Genomic DNA, 19,495 nt, shown 5'->3' on the forward strand with positions numbered 1-19,495 from the left:
CTCGGAGACCGGTCATGAACCACAGATACTCTCTTGCCCACCTCACCGCCATCGCCCTGCCCCCGGCGGATCTGATCGAGGTGGCTTACCGCACCGGTTACGACTATGTGGGCCTGCGCCTGAGCCGGGTCACCGATGCCGAGCCGCTTTACCCCATCATCCACAGCGCTGCCGCCATGGCCGCCACCAAGGCGCACCTGGCAGCCACCGGCGTCAAGGTGTGGGATGTGGAGCTGGCCCGCATGGATCCCAAGCTCGAGCCCGAGGACTTTTTCCCGATGCTCGACGCCACCGCCGAGCTGGGCGCCCACCATGTGATCTGCCAACTGCCAGACCCGGACCGTGCCCGCGCCCATGACCGTTTTGGCCGCCTGTGCGACTACGCAGCGCCCTTGGGCATCACGGTGAGCCTGGAGTTTCCGTGGTGGACCGAAACCGGCAACCTGGCGATTGCTACCCAGGTACTGCGCGACACTGCCCGGCCCAACGCCGGCATCCTGATCGACATGCTGCACTTCTACCGCTCCAAATCCAGCCATGAAGTGTTGAAGGCGTTGCCGCGCGAGTGGTTCCACTTTGCCCATGTGTGCGATGGCCCGCAATCCATCGGTGCCGACCTGGCCAGCACCCTGCACGAGGCGCGCAGTCACCGTTACTTCCCCGGCGACGGCGACTTCGGCGTCAAGGACATCCTGGCGTGCCTGCCCGAAGACATTCCCTACGCACTCGAAATCCCCGGCGACACTTTGGCCTGCGAAGTGGGTTTTGAGGAATACGCCCGCCGCGCCCTGTTAGTCGCCAAAGCCCATCTGGATACAGACACCGCCCCCCAATCCCAAAAACTCCTGGAGACCGCAGCATGAGCAACATCCCCCCCGAACTCAAAAAGACCGAAATCAACGCCGAACAACGCGAAGAACTCGATGCCGCCTTTGCCAGGGCACGCGCCGCCTTGGCCATCATCGAAACCTATGACCAGGCACGGGTTGATCGCCTGTGCCAAGCCGTGGCCTGGGCCGTATCCAACAAGAAGACCTTCACCCGTCTGGTGTCTGAAGGCATTGCCGAGAGCCGTCTGGGTGACCTCGACAGCCGCATGGGCAAGCGCATGAAGATTCGCGGCATCCTGCGTGACGCGCTGCGCCAGAAAAGCGTGGGCATCATTGAGGAAATCCCTGAAAAGGGCATCGTCAAATACGGCAAACCGGCTGGCGTGGTGGCCTGCATTGTGCCCACCACCAACCCCGACCTGACCCCCGCTGGCAACGCCGTCTACGGCATCAAGGCGCGTGACGCGGTCATCTTCTCGCCCCACCCGCGCGCCAAGAAAACCAGCTTCGAGACGGTTCGCCTGATGCGTGAAGCGCTGGAAAAAGAAGGCGCACCACCCGATTTGCTGCAATGCCTGACCCGCGTCAACATTCCGATGTCGCAAGCGCTGATGGCCGAGGCCGACCTGGTGATTGCCACCGGCGGCCAGCCCATGGTGCGCGCCGCCTACAGTTCGGGCACACCGGCTTACGGCGTGGGTGCGGGCAACTCCACCATGGTGATCGACGAGACCGCCAACATTGAAGAAGCCGCGTACAACACCCGTTTGAGCAAGACCTCCGACTTTGGCTCAGGCTGCTCGGCCGATGGCAACCTGATCATTCAGCAAAGCATTTTTGACGCGCTGCTCGCTCAGCTGCAAAAGGAAGGTGGCTACCTGGCCAACGACACCGAGAAAGAAGCCTTGCGCAAAGCCATGTGGGACGACGAAGGCCACCGCCTGGCCGACACCGTGGCGATTGCACCGCAAAAGGTGGCTGAAGCTGCCGGGTTTACCATCCCCGCTGACCGCAAATTCATCATCGTGCGCGGTGACGGCATTGGCAAAGACTACCCGTACTCACGCGAAAAGCTCACTACGCTGCTGGCGGTTTACAAGTACGACAGGTTTGACGAAGCCCTCACCATGATGCGTGGCATTTACGAAGTGGGCGGCAAAGGCCACTCCTGCGGCATTTACTCGTTCAACCAGGACCACATTCACCAACTAGCCTTGGCCGCACCGGTGAGCCGCATGATGGTGCGCCAGCCGCAAAGCAAGGCCAACGCCGGTGCCTTCAACAACGGCATGCCGATGACCAGCAGCCTGGGCTGCGGCACCTGGGGCGGCAACGTGATCTCTGAGAACGTCAGCCTCAAGCACTACATGAACACCACCTGGGTGTCGGTACCGATCAAGGAAGACCGCCCTTCTGACCAAGAGCTGTTTGGTGCGTTTTACGATCCGGCCCTCGAAGAAGGCGACTTTACCGCCGAAGACATGACCAGCGCCTGCTGATCTGCGCGAACTATGACGTACAGTGCCTGCTGTGTGCCCTTGTGGCAGCAGCAGGCTTTTTAATTCTGGAGTACCCCTATGCAAACTTCCAAGCCCATCGAACTCAAAGGACAACCGATTGCCGGTGGCAAGTTTCCGCTCATTTGCACACCACTGGTTGGACGAACGATTGACAAAGTGATGGCCGAACTCGACGTGGTGCTGCCCAAGCAACCCGATGTGCTGGAATGGCGAGTCGACTATTTTGAGCAAATTGGCGACACAAGCGCCGTGATTGCTGCGGCTAAAGCTATCAAAATAAAATCGGGTGGCATCCCCTTGCTGTTTACCCGGCGCTCCACACTGGAGGGTGGCGAAAAGATCCCCCTCAATGAAGGCCAGGTGCTGGCGTTGTATGAAGCTGTGTGCGAGAGCAAGTCGATCGACCTGATTGACTACGAAATGGCCAACGACGCCCCCAATATCGTGCGTGTGCGCACCGCCGCCCGCGCCAGCGACATCAAGCTGGTGCTGTCCTTCCACAACTTCGCGTTCACGCCAGGGCTCGAAACATTGGTGGCCAAGTTCCTCACTGCCGATCAACTCGGGGCAGATGCGGCCAAAGTGGCGGTCATGCCGCGTGACCTCGACGATGTGCTGACGCTGCTGGCCGCCACGCGTGAGGCGAGCAAGAAATTGCGCATTCCATTGATCTCGATGTCGATGGGGCCTTTTGGGGCGATGACGCGGCTGTTTGGTTGGACCTTTGGATCCGCACTCACTTTTGCCGTCGGTGCCAGCAGTTCGGCCCCTGGGCAGGTGCCCATTGAGGATCTGAACACGGTATTGGGCATTCTGCAGAAGTCCATCGCCGGAAAGTAGGCCCGTTTGGTGGGCCACGTCCGCAAGCCAAGGCGGCGCATCGCGTGATCGTGCTGCCTGAAGCGGGCTGATAAGACTGTCTTAAGACACGCCCAATAAGCTATGACCCATTCCTTTGAAGGGTCATATCATGAAATTCAATCCATTCTCTGCCTGCCTGTTGGCGGGAGCTTTCGTTCTGGTGCCGCTGGCCAGTGCGGCAAATCCAATACTTGACAGCTTCCAAAGCGCCGCCAAGCAGGAGTCCCCCGCTTTCGCCGGCTTCAGCGTCGCCGCGGGTCAAAAGTTTTACAACGCCGAAGGTCCCAAGCAACTCTCCTGTGCGTCCTGCCACACGGCGTCGCCCAAGAACGCCGGTAAACACGCCAAAACCAACAAGGACATCGAGCCACTGGCACCCAGCGCCAACCCGAAGCGGTTTGCCGACGCAGCGCAGGTGGAGAAGTGGTTCAAACGCAACTGCAACGACGTGCTGGGACGCGCCTGCACCGCGCAGGAAAAGGGCGACTTCATGTCCTATGTGTTGTCGGTGAAATAGGGCCCGCCATGAAATGCCTCACCCTGCCCTTGCTGCTTGTTCTGGTTACGACCTCCCTGGTGGCCAACTCGGCTGCCAAATACAACGGAGAAGACCGTGGTCGCCCGGTCATGCCCGCCCAAAGCAACGCCCGTTGGCAAGCTGAGTGCGGCAGTTGCCATATGGCTTTTCCCCCTGGCTTGTTGCCAGCGGCTTCGTGGACCAAGATGATGGCGGGGCTTGACAAGCACTTTGAAACCGACGCCTCCTTGTCGCCGCAGGATGTGCAGACGATCAGTGGCTACCTGACCCTGCACGCCTCCAATCGCTGGACCTCGACCGCTGCGCCATTGCGCATCACCGACAGTGCCTGGTTCAAGACTAAACATCGCCCAGATGAAATCAATCCCGCCGTCTGGAAACGCGCGTCGGTCAAGAGCCAGGCCAACTGCATGGCCTGCCACCCGGGCGCCGACAAGGGTGACTTCAACGAACGCAACATTCGCATCCCGAAATGATGCAGCGCACCCTGATCTGGGACTGGCCGACCCGCCTGTTTCACTGGTCGCTGGCCGCCAGCTTTGCACTGGCCTGGCTCACCGCCGAATCCGACGTCTGGCTGCCTGTACATGTGTTTTCCGGCTATCTGATGCTGGGGCTGTTGGGATTCCGGCTGATCTGGGGGGTGCTGGGTTCCCACTATTCGCGTTTTGCCAATTTCTGGTTTGGCCCCTTGAAAGCCCTGACCTACTTGCAGCAGCTGGCGTCGCACCAAGCGACTCGTCATGTTGGCCACAATCCGGCGGGCAGCCTGGCGATTTACGGTTTGCTGTTTTTGACTCTGGTCGTTTGCGCTTTGGGGATTCTGATCCTCGGTGGCGAAGAGCAACGCGGTCTGGCTGCCGGCTGGTTGACTTTCTCGCAAGGCAAACTGGCCAAACAACTGCATGAGGCAGGTGCCACCCTCATGTTGCTGCTGGTGGGGCTGCATGTTACCGGGGTGGTCGTCGAGAGCGTGCTGCACCGTGAAAACCTGGCGCGGGCAATGGTCGACGGCCACAAACTGGCAACTCCTGAAACCCCCAGAACCCGCCCACACGGGATCCTGGCCATCCTCATCCTGCTTGGCATGCTTGGATCGGCAGGCTGGTGGTTCAGTGGCAATGGTGCCGTGATCGGATCGCTGGGCACCGTGGCCACACTGCCTCAAAACGCGCTGTGGCACGAAGAATGTGGCAGTTGTCATACGGCGTTTTATCCCTCTCTGTTGCCTGCCCGTTCCTGGCAGCACATGATGGCCACACAAAACGAGCACTTTGGAACCGATCTCGCCCTTGGTGTGGACACGGTACGACTGGTGACGGACTTCATGACGACCCACGCAGCCGACCGCCACTTGACCGAAGCCGGTTTCAAAACCGATCGTTCGTTGCCAGCAGATGCGGTGCCCTTGCGCATCACCGACACACCCTACTGGCGCAAAAAGCACCGTGACATCACGACGGCGGATTGGGCGAAGCCAGCGGTCAAAAGCAAAAACAACTGCGCGGCCTGCCATCACGATGCGGATGCCGGCACCTATGACGATGGTGCCATGCGCATCCCCTGAGGAACAGCAGTTCAGATCAGATTTCGCAAGGCTCGCGCCGTTTCCATCAGCACCGGCAGCACGCGTGCAACGGCATCTTCGGTGCTTTCGTGGCCCATGGGCATGGTCACATTCAGTGCACCCACCAGGTCGCCCTTGCGGTCGATCAGCGGTACCGCCACACCTCGGTAGGTCAGTTCCAGTTGCTGCTCAGATACCGCCCAGCCACGCTGGCGAATGCGCGCCAGTTCGATGCGCAGTCGCTCCTTGTTGTTGATGGTATAGCTGGTATAGGCCTTGAGCTCATGGTGCGCCAGCCAGTTCTCCAGCCAGGCCTGATCGCGCAGTGCCAGCATCAACAAACCCGCGGCTGTCACCTGCGCCTGCACCCGCGAGCCCAGCACCACGCCAGTGTTCATGCTGCGGGTGGAGCCATTGCGGGCGATATAGACCACGTCGTCGCCGTCCATCACGCTCACATAGGCGATTTCTTGCGTGCCCGAAGTGACCCGTTGCAAAAACGGTTGCACGATGCGCGGCAAGCGAGCGGATTCCAGATAAGACTGCCCCAACCGCAGCACCCGCGGCGTGAGCCAGAACAGCTTGCCATCGGTAGCCACATAGCCCAGGTAGTTCAGGGTCAGCAGGTAGCGCCGGGCGGCGGTGCGCGTCATGCCACAGCGCACCCCCGCCTGGCTGGCCGTCATGCGCGGATTGGCGTCGTCGAAAGCTTCGATGATGGACAGGCCTTTTTCCAAACCGGCAATCCAGTCGCGCTTGTCGAGTGACGGGCCTGGCGTCGGAGGTCGGACGGCAGCATCGGGAGTAGACATGGCATCGATGGGCTCAAAGTGAAGGACGACAGGATACCAAAACCGTCGCCCACGTTCAATGATCGATCAATTATGTTTGTATATCGAACAAATCATTGGAGTACATCAGGCCGGCAAATGGGAGCAGATTGTCCTGGCGCTGACGCATGAACACCGATTTCACTGCGCCGGCGCCTCTGTGGCATCGTATACCGTTCAATCCAACGCAGCGTTTTGTGAATGGCTGCGCGGGATGAACGGCCAAGGTCGCAGCGTTGTCCGGCGCTTACATGCCGGCGGGTTTGGCGATCTTGAACTTCTCGGGTGAATCCTTGGCACCGCCTGATTCAAAAATCAGCCATGACATTTGCGAACGCCATGTATTCATGAAGTCGCGTGCTGGCGCACCCGAAATGCCGAGCACGTCCAGGCCGTTGTTTTTGGCGTAGTCGACAAACTTGGGCTCAGCCAGAGAGGTCTTGTAGGCAGCAGTCAACTTATCAATGATGGGCTGTGGGGTGCCCTTCTTCACAAACACGCCATAGAAGAAGCCAGAAGCCTTCATGACGTCGGTGTAAGCCGGGTTCAGCTTGGTGATGTGAGGCACATCTGGCAATGCAGCATTGGGTGAGTTCTTCATGATCGCCAGCGCACGCAGGTCGCCATTCTTGATGTATTGCGTTGCAGCACCTACCGCAAGGCCGCTGACCTCGAGCTGGTTGCCCAGCAGGGCTGTCACCAGAGGGCCGTCGCCAGGAAATGCCACCTGGTTAAAGGTGATGCCGTCGACCTTTTTCATCAAGGTCGCCGTCACCCAAGGTTGCCCACCTACACCGCTGGTGCCGATGGAGAGCTTGCCCGGAGACGCCTTGGCAGCCTTGACCAGATCTTCATAAGACTTGATGGGCGAAGTCTTTGGCACCACGATCACGGTAGAGCCCTGCACAAACAACATGACCGGATCAAAGTCGTCGTAACTCAGCTCTGACAGGCCCAATACTTGGTACAACTGTGGATTCTCGGCGTGGAACATCAGGGTATAGCCGTCGGCCTTGCCCGAGGCGACCGCTTGCGCGGCGATGGCGCCCGTCGCGCCGGTCTTGTTGGCAAGAATGATCGATTGGCCGAGCGCCTTTTCTGCGCCAGGGGTCGTCAGGCGCGACACGGTATCGGTGCCGCCGCCCGCTCCCCAGGCGATAAAGCCGTTGATGGCGCGGTCGGGGTAATCGGCAGCGTAGGCCAGGCCAGCAGCCAAGACGCTGGCAGCCAGCGTCGTCTTGATCCAGGTGGTGAATTTCATGGGTTTCTCCTGAGTCGGGTTGTGAACTCAACCGGTGCGCGACTCACACCCCGATTGATATGAAAAAACGAGCTTCCAGCGCTTACACAATATGGGCTAGATGGCATTTTCATTCGGATAAAACGGATTGGGTCAGGCTCAACTGACCACCCCGAGCAAGCGCGCTTGAAAATAGGCTGCCGCCTCGCCGGGGCCAAGCTGATGCTCGATGGCACGCACAATCACCGCGTCAGGGCCGAGCTGGCTGTTTTCAATATCCCGACGGATGCCATCGAGCAGTTTTTTCTGCGGCTTGCCCTCTTCCACACCCTGCACAAAGACAGGGGCGCAGCGATCGAGCAAGCTGTTGAAGTACGGCTTGCGTTCGCTTCCCAGTATGGCGTTCAGGTCTGCTTCGGATGTGTTTGGAAACAATGCGCGCGCCAGTCCCGTGCACGGTACGGCCAGATTGAATTCTTGCCCCTGCTTGCGCGCCTGGTCAAAGGCCTCACCCGCCAGACGCGCGTAAATCTGCATGGACCGGGCATGGACACGGCGCCAGCGCTCGCTGTTATAGAGTCGAAAGCGCTTCGTCATGTGCAGCCCAGCCCCCAGGAACGGGGCATACATCAGCCAGGTCCAGGTGCTGGGCACCAGGTTGATGATCAGGCCGCTGCCCACCGCAACTGCGATGGGCAACCAGCCAAAACCCAGATACCAGGACGGAAGCAGTGCCATGGACGTCAGCCGCTCAAGCCTTGTTGCCACCGAACACGCCACGCACCGCCGACATCGCACGCGGGTTGGAGACGATCGCGGTCAGCACCATCAAGCCCAGAATCACCAGTGGCACCGTATTGGTCAACATGCCCTGGAAGAAGCCCATGGCGCTGCCATGCGCCATCTGCACGCCCTGGCGGAACTTCTCGTCGATGATGGGCACCAGAATCACCCCCAACACCAGCGGCGCCAGAGGGTAGGCGTAGCGCTTCATGAAATAGCCCAGGATGCCAAAGGCAATCATCCAGTAGATGTCGGTGATGCTGTTCTGAATGGAGTAGCCTCCGATGAACGTCAGCACCACGATGATCGGGATGATGATGGGCTTGGGCACTTCCACAATCTTGCTGAAGGCGCGAATACCGGTCATGCCGACGATGTAGAGGAACACGTTGGCAATCAGCAGTGAGCCCACAACAAACCAGAAGAACTCGGGTTGCTCGCGCATCAACATGGGGCCGGGACGCAGGCCGTGGATGATGAGCGCGCCAATGAGCACCGCCGTGACCGAGTCGCCCGGGATACCGAGCGTCATCATGGGCACAAAGGCGCCGCCAATGGCCGCGTTGGCCGCCGCCTCAGGGGCAATCAAACCCTGGTAGGCACCTTGACCAAACGGCATGGGCGTCGGGTTCTTGACCGTGCGTTTGGCATGGTCGTAAGCCATGAGCGCGGCGATATCTCCACCCGTGCCCGGCAGCGCGCCAATGATCACGCCAATGGTGGATGCACGCAATGTGAGGAACATATTGCCTGTCACCGCACCCCAGGCCGGGCGAATGCGCTCAATCTTCTGCTTGACTGGCACGGTCTTGGTCTGCAGCTGCATCAAGGCTTCAGAAATACCGAAGGTGCCAATCATGATGACCACGAAGTGAATACCACCCAGCATCAGCGTGGTACCAAAGGTCATGCGGCCCTGCCCGGTTTCAGTGTCCATGCCGATCAACCCGACCAGCAGGCCGATGGAAGCGGCAATCAGCGCCTTGAGCAGATTGCCTTCAGACAGACTGCCCACCAGGAACAGGCCCATAAAGGCGAGCAGAAAGTAATCACGCGCCTGAAACACCAGCGCCAGTTGCGAGATCAACGGGGCAAACAATGCCAGCACCAGAATGCCAAAGAAGTTGCCGATCACCGCTTGCGTGGTGCTCAAGCCCATCGCTTCACCAGCCAAGCCCATCTTCGCCAACGGGTAACCGTCAAACGCTGATGCCACTGCCGCCGGCGCACCCGGAATGTTGAGCAGGATGCCCGAGCGTGCCCCGCCATAAACACCGCCGGTGTAGATGCCGACCATCACCGCCAGTGCCGGTTGCACGTCCCACGAAAACGTGAACGAGATCAGCAACGACACCGCCATCGTCACCGACAAGCCCGGTATCGCTCCCACATACAGGCCCACCAGGGTACCAATACCAATCCACCACACCAATGTGAGGCTGGTGAATGGAATCAAAAAACCTTCTAAACCGTTGTACATGGTATTTTCCTTTGCGGCTTAGGGCAGCACGACCCGAAACAGGGTCGTAAAAATGAGATACAGCACCGCCAGCGTTCCCGCCGACACCGCCACCTTGAGCCAGAACTGACGCCGCTCCAGCAAATACATGGTTGCCACCAGGAACAAGAAGGTAGAAGGCAAAAAGTGCAGCGTCTCCAGAACAAAGCCATAGATCGTCAGCGTGGTGAGCAGCACCACCACCTGCTGGTCAAACAAGTGATGCAGCAGGTCGCCAAAGCCACCTTCGCGGTAACCCGCGCGGAAATACTGCACCGCCAGGCCACCGAGCATCAGCAGCAGCGAGCCCGCCAGGATCTGCGGAATGCTGCCGGGACCGGCGCTTTCACCCTGAAAAATGCCATGACTGCGCAGCGAATCGACAAACAGCGCAAGACAGAGGACAAACAGGATGGCCATCATCTTGTACTCGCCTTTGGGCGCGGTGCCAGGGCTACTGGCGGGGGTGAGATCGGCCACAGGTGTCTCCTATTAATTGAGTGGTTGTGAATGGGTTTGTGGGTTCAGGCCAAAAAAATCGAGATACAGCGGTAGTTGCGCGTCGAGCATTTCTCGGCCCAGTACCGTCTTGCAGCCGCGCGCGCGTGCTGCGGCCACCAGTGGGGTAATTTCGCGCTTCATCACAATTTCGGCGATCAGCATCTCAGCAGTGATCTGACTGACATCTACCGGCAATGGATCGTCCAGTTCCATGCCCAGCGGTGTGGCATTGACCACCAGCGCAAAACCTGCAAGCTCGGCCGGTCCGGCCTCAATGGAAATCTTTGGAAAATACTGTCGCAAATGGCTGACCACAGATTCGGCCTGACCGGCATGGGCATCGTGCAAACGAACCCGCCCTGCACCGGCGCCGGCCAACGCAGCCGCGATGGCGGCCCCCGCACCGCCAGCTCCAACGACCAGACACGACGAACCGGCCACCTCAAAATCGTGGTGTCGTAGCGCGTGGACGAAGCCGACACCATCAAACAAGTCACCGTAAAGACTGCCATCCACCCTTCGCACGACCGCGTTGCAGGCACCGGCTATTCGCACTGCGTCGCTGCAATCGTCCAGCAGCGCCACGGTGGTCACTTTGTGCGGGATGGTGACCATGGCGCCGTGCAAATTGTTGACCTTGAACAGTGACTTGAACACTTCCGGGTACATCGCAGGCGGCACTTCCAGCGGCACAACCACCGCGTCGATGCCCGAGGCGGCAAACAGCGGGTTGTAAAGCAGTGGTGCCTTGACTTGCGCCACCGGGTAGCCGATCACCGGGTACAAACGCGTTGTTCCCTGAATGGACGCAACTTGCGAATCTTTCGGACTCATCGCTGCCCCCCAGACTCGTGAGCCACGGGCAAGCCCAGTCTTGTCATTTTCATCACCGCGTTGTTGACTTTCATGTGGCAAAGTTTAGGGGGCCAGGAGCTCAACAAATCTCGTATTTTTTGAATTTCGTTCAATCAGCGATTAACAAAGTTCGATAAACGCACCAATATCGGGTTTTCACTAATACAGAGGTTAAAGAAATAGCCAGAATCAGCGGAATTTGTACGTTCTTTGTTCGGATCTCCGAGTTGCACCCTCAGTTTCCGAATACATGTTGGCATAATGGTTGCGACTTGTTTTTCAAACGATGCCCACCATGACCACTGTCACAAACCAGCCCGGCCCCGATCGCGAAGCCATCGCCGATGCCCCCAACCCGATCGGGCTCGATGGCATCGAGTTCATCGAATACAGCACCGCGCGTCCGCAGGCACTGGGGCAGGTGCTGGAGACGATGGGCTTCAGGCCTGTGGCACGACACCGCTCGCGCGAGGTGTTGCTGTACCGCCAGGGGGGGCTCAACATCATTGTCAACGCGCACTTCAAAGGCACCGCATTAAGCGAACAACCAGTGCTCAATGCGGTGGCGCTGCGAGTGCGCGACGCGGCGGCCGCTTACCGGCGCGCGCTTGATCGCGGTGCCTGGGCCGTGCCAGCGCGGGTGGAGGTGATGGAACTCAACATTCCGGCGGTGCACGGCGTGGGGACCAGCCGCATCTATTTTGTCGACCGGCATCAAGAGTTTTCGATTTACGACGTGGACTTCACGCCGATTCCGGGCGTCGAGCAACACCCGGCGGCGCTGGCCGGGCTGCACTTTTTTGGCATCGTGCAGTACATCGGTAACGAGCGCACGGCAGACTGGACCGAGTTTTACAGTGAGCTGTTTGGTTTTACCGACCTGCCGGCGGAGCAACGTTTTGGCATTTTGCCCAAGGGCCGCATCTTGCGCAGCCCGTGTCCGGCGGCCTCGCGCTTTTACATCCAGTTGATCGAGCCTGATGCCAGCGTACTGGACGTGGAAGACGACGAGGGCTTGCACCGCATTGGCCTGGGCAGTGCCGACGTACTGGCCACAGTGGCCGAACTGACGCAACGCGGCGTGGAATTTGTGGAATCGGTCAACGTGCGCTCTGACGCCCGCGGTGCCCTGACCAAAACCCAGCTCGGCACGGTGAGTTTTGAGATTGTGCACAACCAGCCGGGTACCTGACATGAGCCTCTATAGCGCCAATATTGATGACTTCGGCATGGACAGCCGCAGCATGGCGGGCCCGCTGCAGCACCGGCTTGACGCGGCGCGCGACGCTGGTTTTACACAGATCCTGTTGTCGGTGGCGGATCTGGCGCAACACCCGCAAGGGGTCGACGCCGCCATCGCCGCCGTGCATGCCAGCGGCTTGCGCGTCACCGGGTTTCGGGCACTGGCCGACTTTGAAGGTTTGTCCGGTGCCATGCTGGACTACAAACTCGACGTGGCCAAGTCCATGCTCGGCATGTGCCACGCCTTGGGCTGCCGTTTGCTGGTGCTCGACGCCAGCACTGCCCCACAAGCCAGTGCCGAAAGCCACGACATCACGCGCAGCCTGCGCCAGTTGGCGACTCTGGCGATTCCCAAGAATATCCGCATCGCCTATCGCGCCCATCCGCAGGCTGCCGCCACCCGCGAATTCGCCCAGGCGTGGGATCTGGTCTGCCTGGCTGATATGCCCAATCTCGGCCTGTGTCTGGACACGCTGGATGTGTTGTGCAGCCAATCCAGTGACAACGATTTGGACATGCTGGACGGCGAAAAATTGTTCCTGGTTCAACTGGCGGACTGCCTGGGTGCGTGTGAGAGCGGTTTTAGGGTTTTTGCCGGCCAAGGGGAACACGATGCCGCTCTGGTGGACATGATCACCCGTTTGCGCGGCATGGGTTTTCGGGGCGACTACAGCCTGGCGGTGGTGAATGCCGACTATCAACACATGCCACCCGTGCAAGTGGCACAACAGGCCTGGCGATCGGCACTCTGGATGGGGCAGGATGTGTTGCAACGCTCAGTGCCGCTGCCCAACCAGATTCGACTCAAGCAACGGTCGATCGTCTAACCATTTGCCACAATCGGACCGACGACATGGGTGTTTTTGAAAGCTTTCTGAGCACGCCTGAAGTGACTGAGGTCTTGAGTGACCGAAGTTTTGTGGCGGCGATGTTGCGTTATCAGGCAGCTTTGTCGCGTGCCCAGGCCAATGCCGAGTTGATACCGGCGGGCGCCGCGCAGTCCATCATCGGGACCTGCAAGGTGGAGCTGTTTGACGTGCCCAAACTGACACGGGAAAGCGGGCGCGTCCGCTGCCTGGCCGCACCCCTGCTTGCTGGTCTAAGGGAGACAGTCGGACTTTTTAACGCTGAGGCTGCCAGTTTTGTCGGTTATGGTTATACCCGACAAAACCTGATCGACTCGGCGCTGGCGCTGGTGAGCGTGGATGTATTGGCACTGGTACGCGCCGACGTTTTTCGCACGCTGACAGACCTGTTGCAATTGGCCAACCTGCACGAGGCAACGCCGATGTTGTCACCAGCCCACCCGACAGCGCCCGTGCTCAGCTGCATCGGCCTGCAATGCACCGAGTGGGCTGCGCCCATGCTGCGCAGCCTGCAGCGCCTCGGCAGGTCGGCGCAGCAAGCGCTGGTGGTGCATTTGGGCGAAGTACCGTCCACCTCAACGGCGCTGCCCGCCACCTTGGAACAGGTGGCCGCACGGATGGCCGCCGAGCTGCAGTTGGCAGGGCCGCCGGCGTGTATGGAGAGTCGGTGTGACGAATGGATGGTGGTCGCCAGTGAGCTGGGCCAGCTGATTGCCAGCCAGGCCAGAATGGCAGCCGAACTGGCCAGTTGGTCGCGTTCCGGGCTGATCGATATGGCACCGCGCATGGCAGACACGCCAGCGAGCGCTGGCGCTGGTGTCAACGCACCCAGTCATGTCAGCTCGATGGTCGTCAATGCGGCAGCGCAACGCGCGCCGCAACGGGTGGCTGCACTGCTGGGCTGCCAGTCACAACAACATGACATTTCGCAAGGTGGTTGGCAGGCAGCGCTGCCGGAGTGGCACGGCCTGTTGACGTCAGCACACGGCGCTGCCCGGGCGAGTGTCGAACTGGTGCGCACGATACAGGTCAATTCTCTGCGCGCGCACGAGCAGGTGGGTCAGTACCGCACAACCCTGACGGCGCGTGACGCGGCACAGCGACTCGGGCCCGATGCGATGGCCGTGTTGGCACAGCACACGCGCCACCGGATCGCGCAATTGCGCGCCGCGCTGGACTCGGCCGATGCCGACACGCTGCCCGTCACCACCAGGGCCGACTGGCTCACGCACGAAGCCCCAGCACTGGTGCTGGCCTGACCCGGCACGTCGGTGAGCATCAAGTCCCGTTGAGCTGCCGCTCCAGCTGATGCAGCACCTGGTAGCAGGGCAGCACGCTGGCCACTGAACTGTTGGGCTGGCGGCCTTCACGAATGGCGGCAAAAAACTCGCGGTCCTGCAATTCAATGCCATTCATGCTGACCGCCACTTGCGACACGTCGAGCTTTTCTTCCTTGCCGGTGAACAGGTCGTCATAGCGCGCAAGGTAGGTGGCGCTGTCACCGATGTATCTGAAGAAGGTGCCCAGCGGGCCGTCGTTGTTGAAGCTCAAGGAGAGCGTGCAAATGGCCCCATTGGCGGCCTGGAGCTGGATACTCATGTCCATGGCGATGCCCAGCGTGGGGTGAATCGGGCCCTGAATGGCGTTGGCTTTCACCACGGGTGAGGCGCACTGGTAGGCGAACAGATCCACCGTGTGGGCGGCGTGGTGCCACAACAGGTGGTCGGTCCAGCTGCGCGGCTGGCCCAGCGCATTCATGTTGCTGCGGCGGAAAAAGTAGGTTTGCACATCCATCTGCTGAATGTTGAATTGGCTGGCCTTGATCTTCTGGTTGACATACTGGTGGCTGGGGTTAAAGCGGCGGGTATGGCCACACATGGCGACCAGGCCGGAATTTTCAGCCCTCTGCACCACTTCTTCACCGTCTTTGAGCACGTCGCACAGCGGGATCTCGACCTGCACATGTTTGCCAGCCTGTAGGCAGGCCAGGGTTTGGCTGGCATGCATTTGGGTGGGGGTGCACAGGATGACCGCATCGACCTCGGGCAGTGCCAGGCTGTCGGCCAGTTCGGTGGTGACGTGGCCGATGCCGTATTGGGCGGCAATTTCTTTGGTTTTGTCGAGTTCGCGGCTGATCAGCGAGACCACTTCGACACCGTCGATGTTCTTAATTCCGTCGAGGTGTTTGATGCCGAAGGCGCCGGCGCCTGCTAATGCGACTTTGATGGGTTTCATTATGTTTCCTTTTAATAACTGAACAATTCCATTTACTCTTTAAGGTCGGCGATTGGATTCGCGACCTGTTTCATCTGTTGTGCTTTTGATCCGCCGTGCGGGCTGGGTATCTGACTTCGCTCATGTCCCCCGGCTTGGGCTGCGCCCAAGCCTCCTCCTTGACTTGGCAAAACCCCAAGTCCACGCTACGCCAGACACCCAACCCACCCGGCTAGGTTCGGGTTTGAATATCCAGCAACAGACACAACTTTTCGGAACTCTGGTAGAACATCATGGCTGCCGCCGTCACGGCCACTGCGGTAGCCGGGTGCGTCGGACTTCTGGTGGAGCGAGGTTAAGGAGGAGGCTCGGACGCAGTCCGGGCCGGGGGACACGAGCGCAACCAGATGACCGGCGCGCGCGGCGGGTTGAGCTAGCCAGCCATAATTCATGCGTCTTCCAAAATCAAATGCCCCACCGCCGTATTCGACGCAGGCACGTGATAAAAACGGTGTTTAACGCTTACTCCACTTGCACTTGATGCTACGTTGTTTGAAGTAGCCTGGGCGATATCTGACATCGCACCCCGGGCAATCAGCCACATCACCAGCTCCACCCCTTCGCTGCCCGCCTCGCGCACATAGTCGATGTGCGGGGTCTTCGCGCACGCGGCGGGGTCGGCAATCAGCTGGTCGAGCCAGGCGTTATCCCACTCACGGTTGATCAACCCGGCACGCGCGCCTTGCAGCTGGTGGCTCATACCGCCGGTGCCCCAGATGTGCACGTTCAGGTCCTCATCGTAACTTTCCACCGCGCGACGAATGGCTTGCCCCAGCTGAAAGCAGCGCTGACCCGATGGCACCGGGTACTGCACCACGTTGACGGCAAACGGAATCACCGGGCACGGCCACGCGCCATGCACCGGGTCTTGCTCGCCACACATCAGCGAGAGCGGCACGGTCAGGCCGTGATCGACCTCCATCTTGTTGACGATGGTCAGGTCAAAGTCCTGCTGGATGACCGAGTGCGCAATATGGCTGGCCAGTTCCGGGTGGCCAATGACTCTGGGCACCGGGCGTGGACCAAAACCTTCGTCGGCCGGCTGATACTGCGCCGCCGTGCCAATGGCAAAAGTGGGGATCATGTCCAGGCTAAAGGCCGTGGCGTGGTCGTTGTAGACCAGAAAAATCACGTCGGGCCGATTGTCCTTCATCCACTGCTTGGAAAACTCGTAGCCCTTGAACAGCGGCTGCCAATAGGGTTCATGGGTTTTTCCCAGGTCCATGGCCGCGCCAATGGCGGGCACATGGCTGGTGAAGACGGATGCGGTGATGCGTGCCATGTCAGTGTGCTCCCCGGGCTGTTTGTCCGGCTGCCGCACGCCTGGCCGCCCCGGCTGCACCTTGCGGTTGGTTGTGCGCCTGCGCGTCGCCGTTCTCGCCGATCACACGGTTGCCTTCAATGCTTCGGCCACCGGCCAGCATCATGGCGCGGTACTCGTCCTCGCTCATGCCGGTCATGCTGCCTGCCATCTGCTGAAAGCTGCGCCCATGCGTGGCGCCAATTTTGGCCAGAAAGTAGATATTGCCGCCCAAAGCCATGGCGCGGTTCAGGTCCATGTCGATCACGGCCTGCTTCTGGTCCTCGGACATCGGCCACTCATTGAGGTAAGTGCGCTGGTCCGCCTTGAAGCGTGCGCGGTTGTCAGCACGCATCAGCGACATGCAAAACTGGTTGAGCCAATAGCCCTTGCGGCTCTGCTCGGCGTCAAAGATGATGGTGCCGGGGATGTTGAGGTAGGGCTTGTCGAGTGCCATGGATTTGGTTTCTTGCGGATGATTGTTGATATTTTTTGCCTCTAGCCCAATAAATACAAAAGCTGACAGCTATGATTTCCAATACAACCGAGTCGGATTGTCCACCAGCAGTTTTTGCTGCAACTCCGCTGTGGGGGCAATGTGCGGGATGAAGTCGACCAGCAGGCCGTCGTCGGGCATGTGGTCTTTCAGGTTGGGGTGCGGCCAGTCGGTGCCCCACAACACGCGCTCAGAAAATTCTTCAACGATGGCGCGGGCAAAGGGAATCACATCGCGGTAGGCGTTTTGTTCGCCGTTCAGGGCTTTCGGGCCGGCAACACTCAGGCGTTCGGGGCAACTCACTTTGCTCCACACATTCGGGTGCTGGCGCATGAATTTCCTGAACAGCTCAAATTGCGGGCCGTCCACCGGCAGCGACACATCCGGGCGGCCCATGTGGTCCACCACCACGGTGGTGGGCAGCGCGGTGAAAAAGTCCCACAGCTCGGGCAAATCAACGGCCTCGAAGTAGATCACCACATGCCAGCCGAGCTTGGCAATGCGCGCGGCAATCTCCATTAGCTCGTCCTTGGGCGTGAAATCGACCAGGCGCTTCACAAAATTAAAGCGCACGCCGCGCACACCGGCCTCGTGCATGGCTTGTAACTCGGCATCGCTGACGCTGCGCTTGACCGTCGCCACACCGCGTGCCTTGCCCTTGCTGGCAATCAGCGCATCCACCAGCGCGCGGTTGTCGGCGCCGTGGCAGGTGGCTTGCACGATGACGTTTTTATCGAACCCCAGGTGGTCGCGCAGCGCAAACAGCTGCGCCTTGGACGCATCACACGGGGTGTATTTGCGCTCTGGCGCGTACGGAAACTCAGCTCCCGGGCCAAACACATGGCAATGGGCATCGACCGCACCGGGCGGCAACTGAAAACGCGGCTTGGCCGGGCCGGTAAACCAGTCGAGCCAACCGGGGGTTTTGGTGTGAGGGCCGGTCGTTGCTTTATCGGGAGCTAATTTCATGGGACGGCGAATGGCTTGATGAAAGATGAACTGGCATTGTGTGCAAATCTGACCTTGATGACTACACGCATACAGCGCTATCTGTTATGCCAATCTGACATAGCCAACCAGGCGCCAGGTGCAAGCCGCGATGACCTCAGCGTCCCTCGACGGGCGGATAGCGGTCACACAGTTCAACCAAAAACTCGAGAAACGTTCGCACCCGGGGTGACAACATTTTTCGCCCCGGATAGACCGCCGTCAGACGCGAGGCCGTCAGGTCAAACTGGATGTGCTGTAGCACCTCGACCAGACTGCCATCGGCCAGTTGCTGCACCCCATAGTGGCGTGGAAGCACCGACACGCCGGCACCGCCCAGCACCACCTGGCGCACCACCAGAGGGTCATTCACATGGGTGATGCCGCGCTCAAGGTCAAGCCCGCCCGGTACCCCGTTGACATGCACGGGCATGCGGCGCAGGCCGTAGCGGCTCTCGCAGATCTGCACCTGGGCGCAGATGTCGGGCAAAGTCTGGCCAAGCGTGTGCTGCGCCAGCCAGGCCGGGCTGGCTACCCAAATCAGCGCATCGGACAGCAAAGGGCGTGACACCAGTTCGCTGTCTTCCAGCTGCCCGACCACCACGGCGAGATCGGCGCGTTCACGCACCAGGGCAGCGCCATGGCTGGTGACCACCAGTTCCAGTTGCACCCCAGGATAACGTTGTCGAAAGCTCGACAGGTGGGGTGCCAGCATTTCGTGGCAAAAGGCGGGCGGCAAGGCGACCGTGAGCTTGCCGCTGGGTGCCGCACCCAGCCCGGCCATCAGCGCATCGGCCTCGCGGGCCTGCTCCATGATCAGATGCGCCTGCCGGTAAAAAACCTCGCCCTCGGTGGTGACGCGCAGGGTGCGGGTGGAGCGGTCCAGCAAGCGCAATTGCAGCGACTGCTCCAGCCGCGCCAATGCCACGCTGACGCTGGATTTGGACAGCCCAAGGGCTCTTGCGGCGGCAGATATGCCGCCTTGCTCCAGGACCGCAATAAAAACCGGAAGATCATCAAGTTGCCACTTCATGACAGGCCTTAAGCTCAAATTTTCGAACATTGTGTTCGAATTATTGATGCTGTTCAACCCATTGAACACCGATACGATGCCGCACCTGTTCACCCAACACGAAGGAGATTTTTCATGGCACGCATCATCGGCGGTATCGGCGCCTCACACTCCCCCACCATCGGCTACGCCAAAGACACCGGCAAGCAGCACGACCCCGCCTGGAAGCCCATTTTTGATGGCTTTGATGCCATCCGGGGCTGGGTCAAAGCCAAAAAAATCGACGTGCTGTTCA

Annotated in this window: 20 protein-coding genes and 1 pseudogene; 10 read left to right on the forward strand and 11 right to left on the reverse strand. The window is 60.0% G+C overall.

Annotated elements, in window-relative coordinates:
* Positions 1 to 14 precede the first annotated feature (14 nt).
* From KBF66_RS04510 to KBF66_RS04535, 6 genes are all read left to right on the forward strand, one after another.
* A complete protein-coding gene (locus tag KBF66_RS04510; RefSeq protein ID WP_296652913.1) occupies positions 15 to 863 on the forward strand; it encodes a sugar phosphate isomerase/epimerase in 849 nt (282 codons plus the stop codon).
* Positions 860 to 2,329: an aldehyde dehydrogenase family protein gene (locus KBF66_RS04515; protein WP_296652916.1), complete on the forward strand. Its 1,470-nt coding sequence runs from the start codon at positions 860 to 862 to the stop codon at positions 2,327 to 2,329. Before KBF66_RS04510 ends, KBF66_RS04515 begins: the two co-directional genes overlap by 4 nt.
* A gap of 78 nt (positions 2,330 to 2,407) precedes the next feature.
* Positions 2,408 to 3,190, forward strand: a complete 783-nt coding sequence (gene aroD / locus KBF66_RS04520) for a type I 3-dehydroquinate dehydratase (RefSeq protein WP_296652922.1) — start codon at positions 2,408 to 2,410, stop codon at positions 3,188 to 3,190.
* A gap of 130 nt (positions 3,191 to 3,320) precedes the next feature.
* On the forward strand, positions 3,321 to 3,728 hold the full coding sequence (locus KBF66_RS04525) for a DUF1924 domain-containing protein (RefSeq protein WP_296652927.1): 408 nt from the start codon (positions 3,321 to 3,323) through the stop codon (positions 3,726 to 3,728).
* A gap of 8 nt (positions 3,729 to 3,736) precedes the next feature.
* Positions 3,737 to 4,225, forward strand: coding sequence for a diheme cytochrome c (locus tag KBF66_RS04530; RefSeq protein ID WP_296652929.1), 489 nt, complete (start codon positions 3,737 to 3,739; stop codon positions 4,223 to 4,225).
* Complete coding sequence (locus KBF66_RS04535; protein WP_296652934.1) at positions 4,222 to 5,316, forward strand: cytochrome b/b6 domain-containing protein; 1,095 nt, start codon at positions 4,222 to 4,224, stop codon at positions 5,314 to 5,316. The genes KBF66_RS04530 and KBF66_RS04535 overlap by 4 nt, the downstream gene beginning before the upstream one ends.
* Before the next feature lie 11 nt (positions 5,317 to 5,327).
* Here KBF66_RS04535 and KBF66_RS04540 read toward each other — a convergent pair whose 3' ends face one another.
* From KBF66_RS04540 to KBF66_RS04565, 6 genes are all read right to left on the reverse strand, one after another.
* Positions 5,328 to 6,128, reverse strand: coding sequence for an IclR family transcriptional regulator C-terminal domain-containing protein (locus KBF66_RS04540; RefSeq protein WP_296652937.1), 801 nt, complete (start codon positions 6,126 to 6,128; stop codon positions 5,328 to 5,330).
* Positions 6,129 to 6,393: 265 nt separating this feature from the next.
* Entirely contained in the window at positions 6,394 to 7,407 is a 1,014-nt protein-coding gene (locus KBF66_RS04545; RefSeq protein ID WP_296652941.1) for a tripartite tricarboxylate transporter substrate binding protein, read from the reverse strand.
* A gap of 138 nt (positions 7,408 to 7,545) precedes the next feature.
* Positions 7,546 to 8,124 carry a hypothetical protein gene (locus KBF66_RS04550; protein WP_296652944.1) on the reverse strand — a complete coding sequence of 193 codons (579 nt, stop codon included), beginning with the start codon at positions 8,122 to 8,124 and terminating at the stop codon, positions 7,546 to 7,548.
* A 13-nt stretch (positions 8,125 to 8,137) separates the two neighbouring features.
* Positions 8,138 to 9,649 (reverse strand): tripartite tricarboxylate transporter permease, encoded by a 1,512-nt coding sequence (locus KBF66_RS04555; RefSeq protein ID WP_296652948.1) that lies wholly within the window; start codon positions 9,647 to 9,649, stop codon positions 8,138 to 8,140.
* Between the two features lie 18 nt (positions 9,650 to 9,667).
* Positions 9,668 to 10,147, reverse strand: a complete 480-nt coding sequence (locus KBF66_RS04560; protein WP_296652951.1) for a tripartite tricarboxylate transporter TctB family protein — start codon at positions 10,145 to 10,147, stop codon at positions 9,668 to 9,670.
* Between the two features lie 12 nt (positions 10,148 to 10,159).
* A complete protein-coding gene (locus KBF66_RS04565) occupies positions 10,160 to 11,002 on the reverse strand; it encodes a shikimate dehydrogenase (protein WP_296652954.1) in 843 nt (280 codons plus the stop codon).
* Positions 11,003 to 11,318: 316 nt separating this feature from the next.
* Here KBF66_RS04565 and KBF66_RS04570 point away from each other — a divergent pair, with 316 nt between their 5' ends.
* The 3 genes from KBF66_RS04570 to KBF66_RS04580 are packed head-to-tail and all read left to right on the forward strand — an operon-like array spanning position 11,319 to position 14,390.
* Positions 11,319 to 12,215, forward strand: a complete 897-nt coding sequence (locus KBF66_RS04570; RefSeq protein WP_296652956.1) for a 4-hydroxyphenylpyruvate dioxygenase — start codon at positions 11,319 to 11,321, stop codon at positions 12,213 to 12,215.
* A gap of 1 nt (position 12,216) precedes the next feature.
* The gene (locus tag KBF66_RS04575; protein WP_296652961.1) at positions 12,217 to 13,092 is read left to right on the forward strand and encodes a TIM barrel protein; all 876 of its coding nucleotides are present in this window, start codon (positions 12,217 to 12,219) and stop codon (positions 13,090 to 13,092) included.
* Positions 13,093 to 13,118: 26 nt separating this feature from the next.
* Positions 13,119 to 14,390 (forward strand): 3-carboxy-cis,cis-muconate cycloisomerase, encoded by a 1,272-nt coding sequence (locus KBF66_RS04580; protein ID WP_296652964.1) that lies wholly within the window; start codon positions 13,119 to 13,121, stop codon positions 14,388 to 14,390.
* A 19-nt stretch (positions 14,391 to 14,409) separates the two neighbouring features.
* Here the strand turns inward: KBF66_RS04580 and KBF66_RS04585 are convergent, their stop codons facing one another.
* The 5 genes from KBF66_RS04585 to KBF66_RS04605 form a co-directional block, all read right to left on the reverse strand.
* On the reverse strand, positions 14,410 to 15,366 hold the full coding sequence (locus tag KBF66_RS04585) for a Gfo/Idh/MocA family oxidoreductase (protein ID WP_296652969.1): 957 nt from the start codon (positions 15,364 to 15,366) through the stop codon (positions 14,410 to 14,412).
* 427 nt (positions 15,367 to 15,793) lie between these two features.
* Positions 15,794 to 16,687, reverse strand: coding sequence for a class III extradiol dioxygenase subunit beta (locus KBF66_RS04590; protein ID WP_296652973.1), 894 nt, complete (start codon positions 16,685 to 16,687; stop codon positions 15,794 to 15,796).
* A gap of 1 nt (position 16,688) precedes the next feature.
* Positions 16,689 to 17,162, reverse strand: coding sequence for a protocatechuate 4,5-dioxygenase subunit alpha (gene ligA / locus KBF66_RS04595; RefSeq protein ID WP_296652976.1), 474 nt, complete (start codon positions 17,160 to 17,162; stop codon positions 16,689 to 16,691).
* Between the two features lie 69 nt (positions 17,163 to 17,231).
* The gene (locus KBF66_RS04600) at positions 17,232 to 18,170 is read right to left on the reverse strand and encodes an amidohydrolase family protein (protein ID WP_296652980.1); all 939 of its coding nucleotides are present in this window, start codon (positions 18,168 to 18,170) and stop codon (positions 17,232 to 17,234) included.
* A gap of 136 nt (positions 18,171 to 18,306) precedes the next feature.
* A complete protein-coding gene (locus tag KBF66_RS04605) occupies positions 18,307 to 19,221 on the reverse strand; it encodes a LysR family transcriptional regulator (RefSeq protein ID WP_296652984.1) in 915 nt (304 codons plus the stop codon).
* A gap of 114 nt (positions 19,222 to 19,335) precedes the next feature.
* Here KBF66_RS04605 and KBF66_RS19605 point away from each other — a divergent pair.
* A pseudogene (locus KBF66_RS19605) lies at positions 19,336 to 19,495 on the forward strand (hypothetical protein); the annotation flags it as partial.

It is taken from the genome of Rhodoferax sp. (assembly GCF_018063565.1).
GTDB lineage: Bacteria > Pseudomonadota > Gammaproteobacteria > Burkholderiales > Burkholderiaceae_C > Rhodoferax.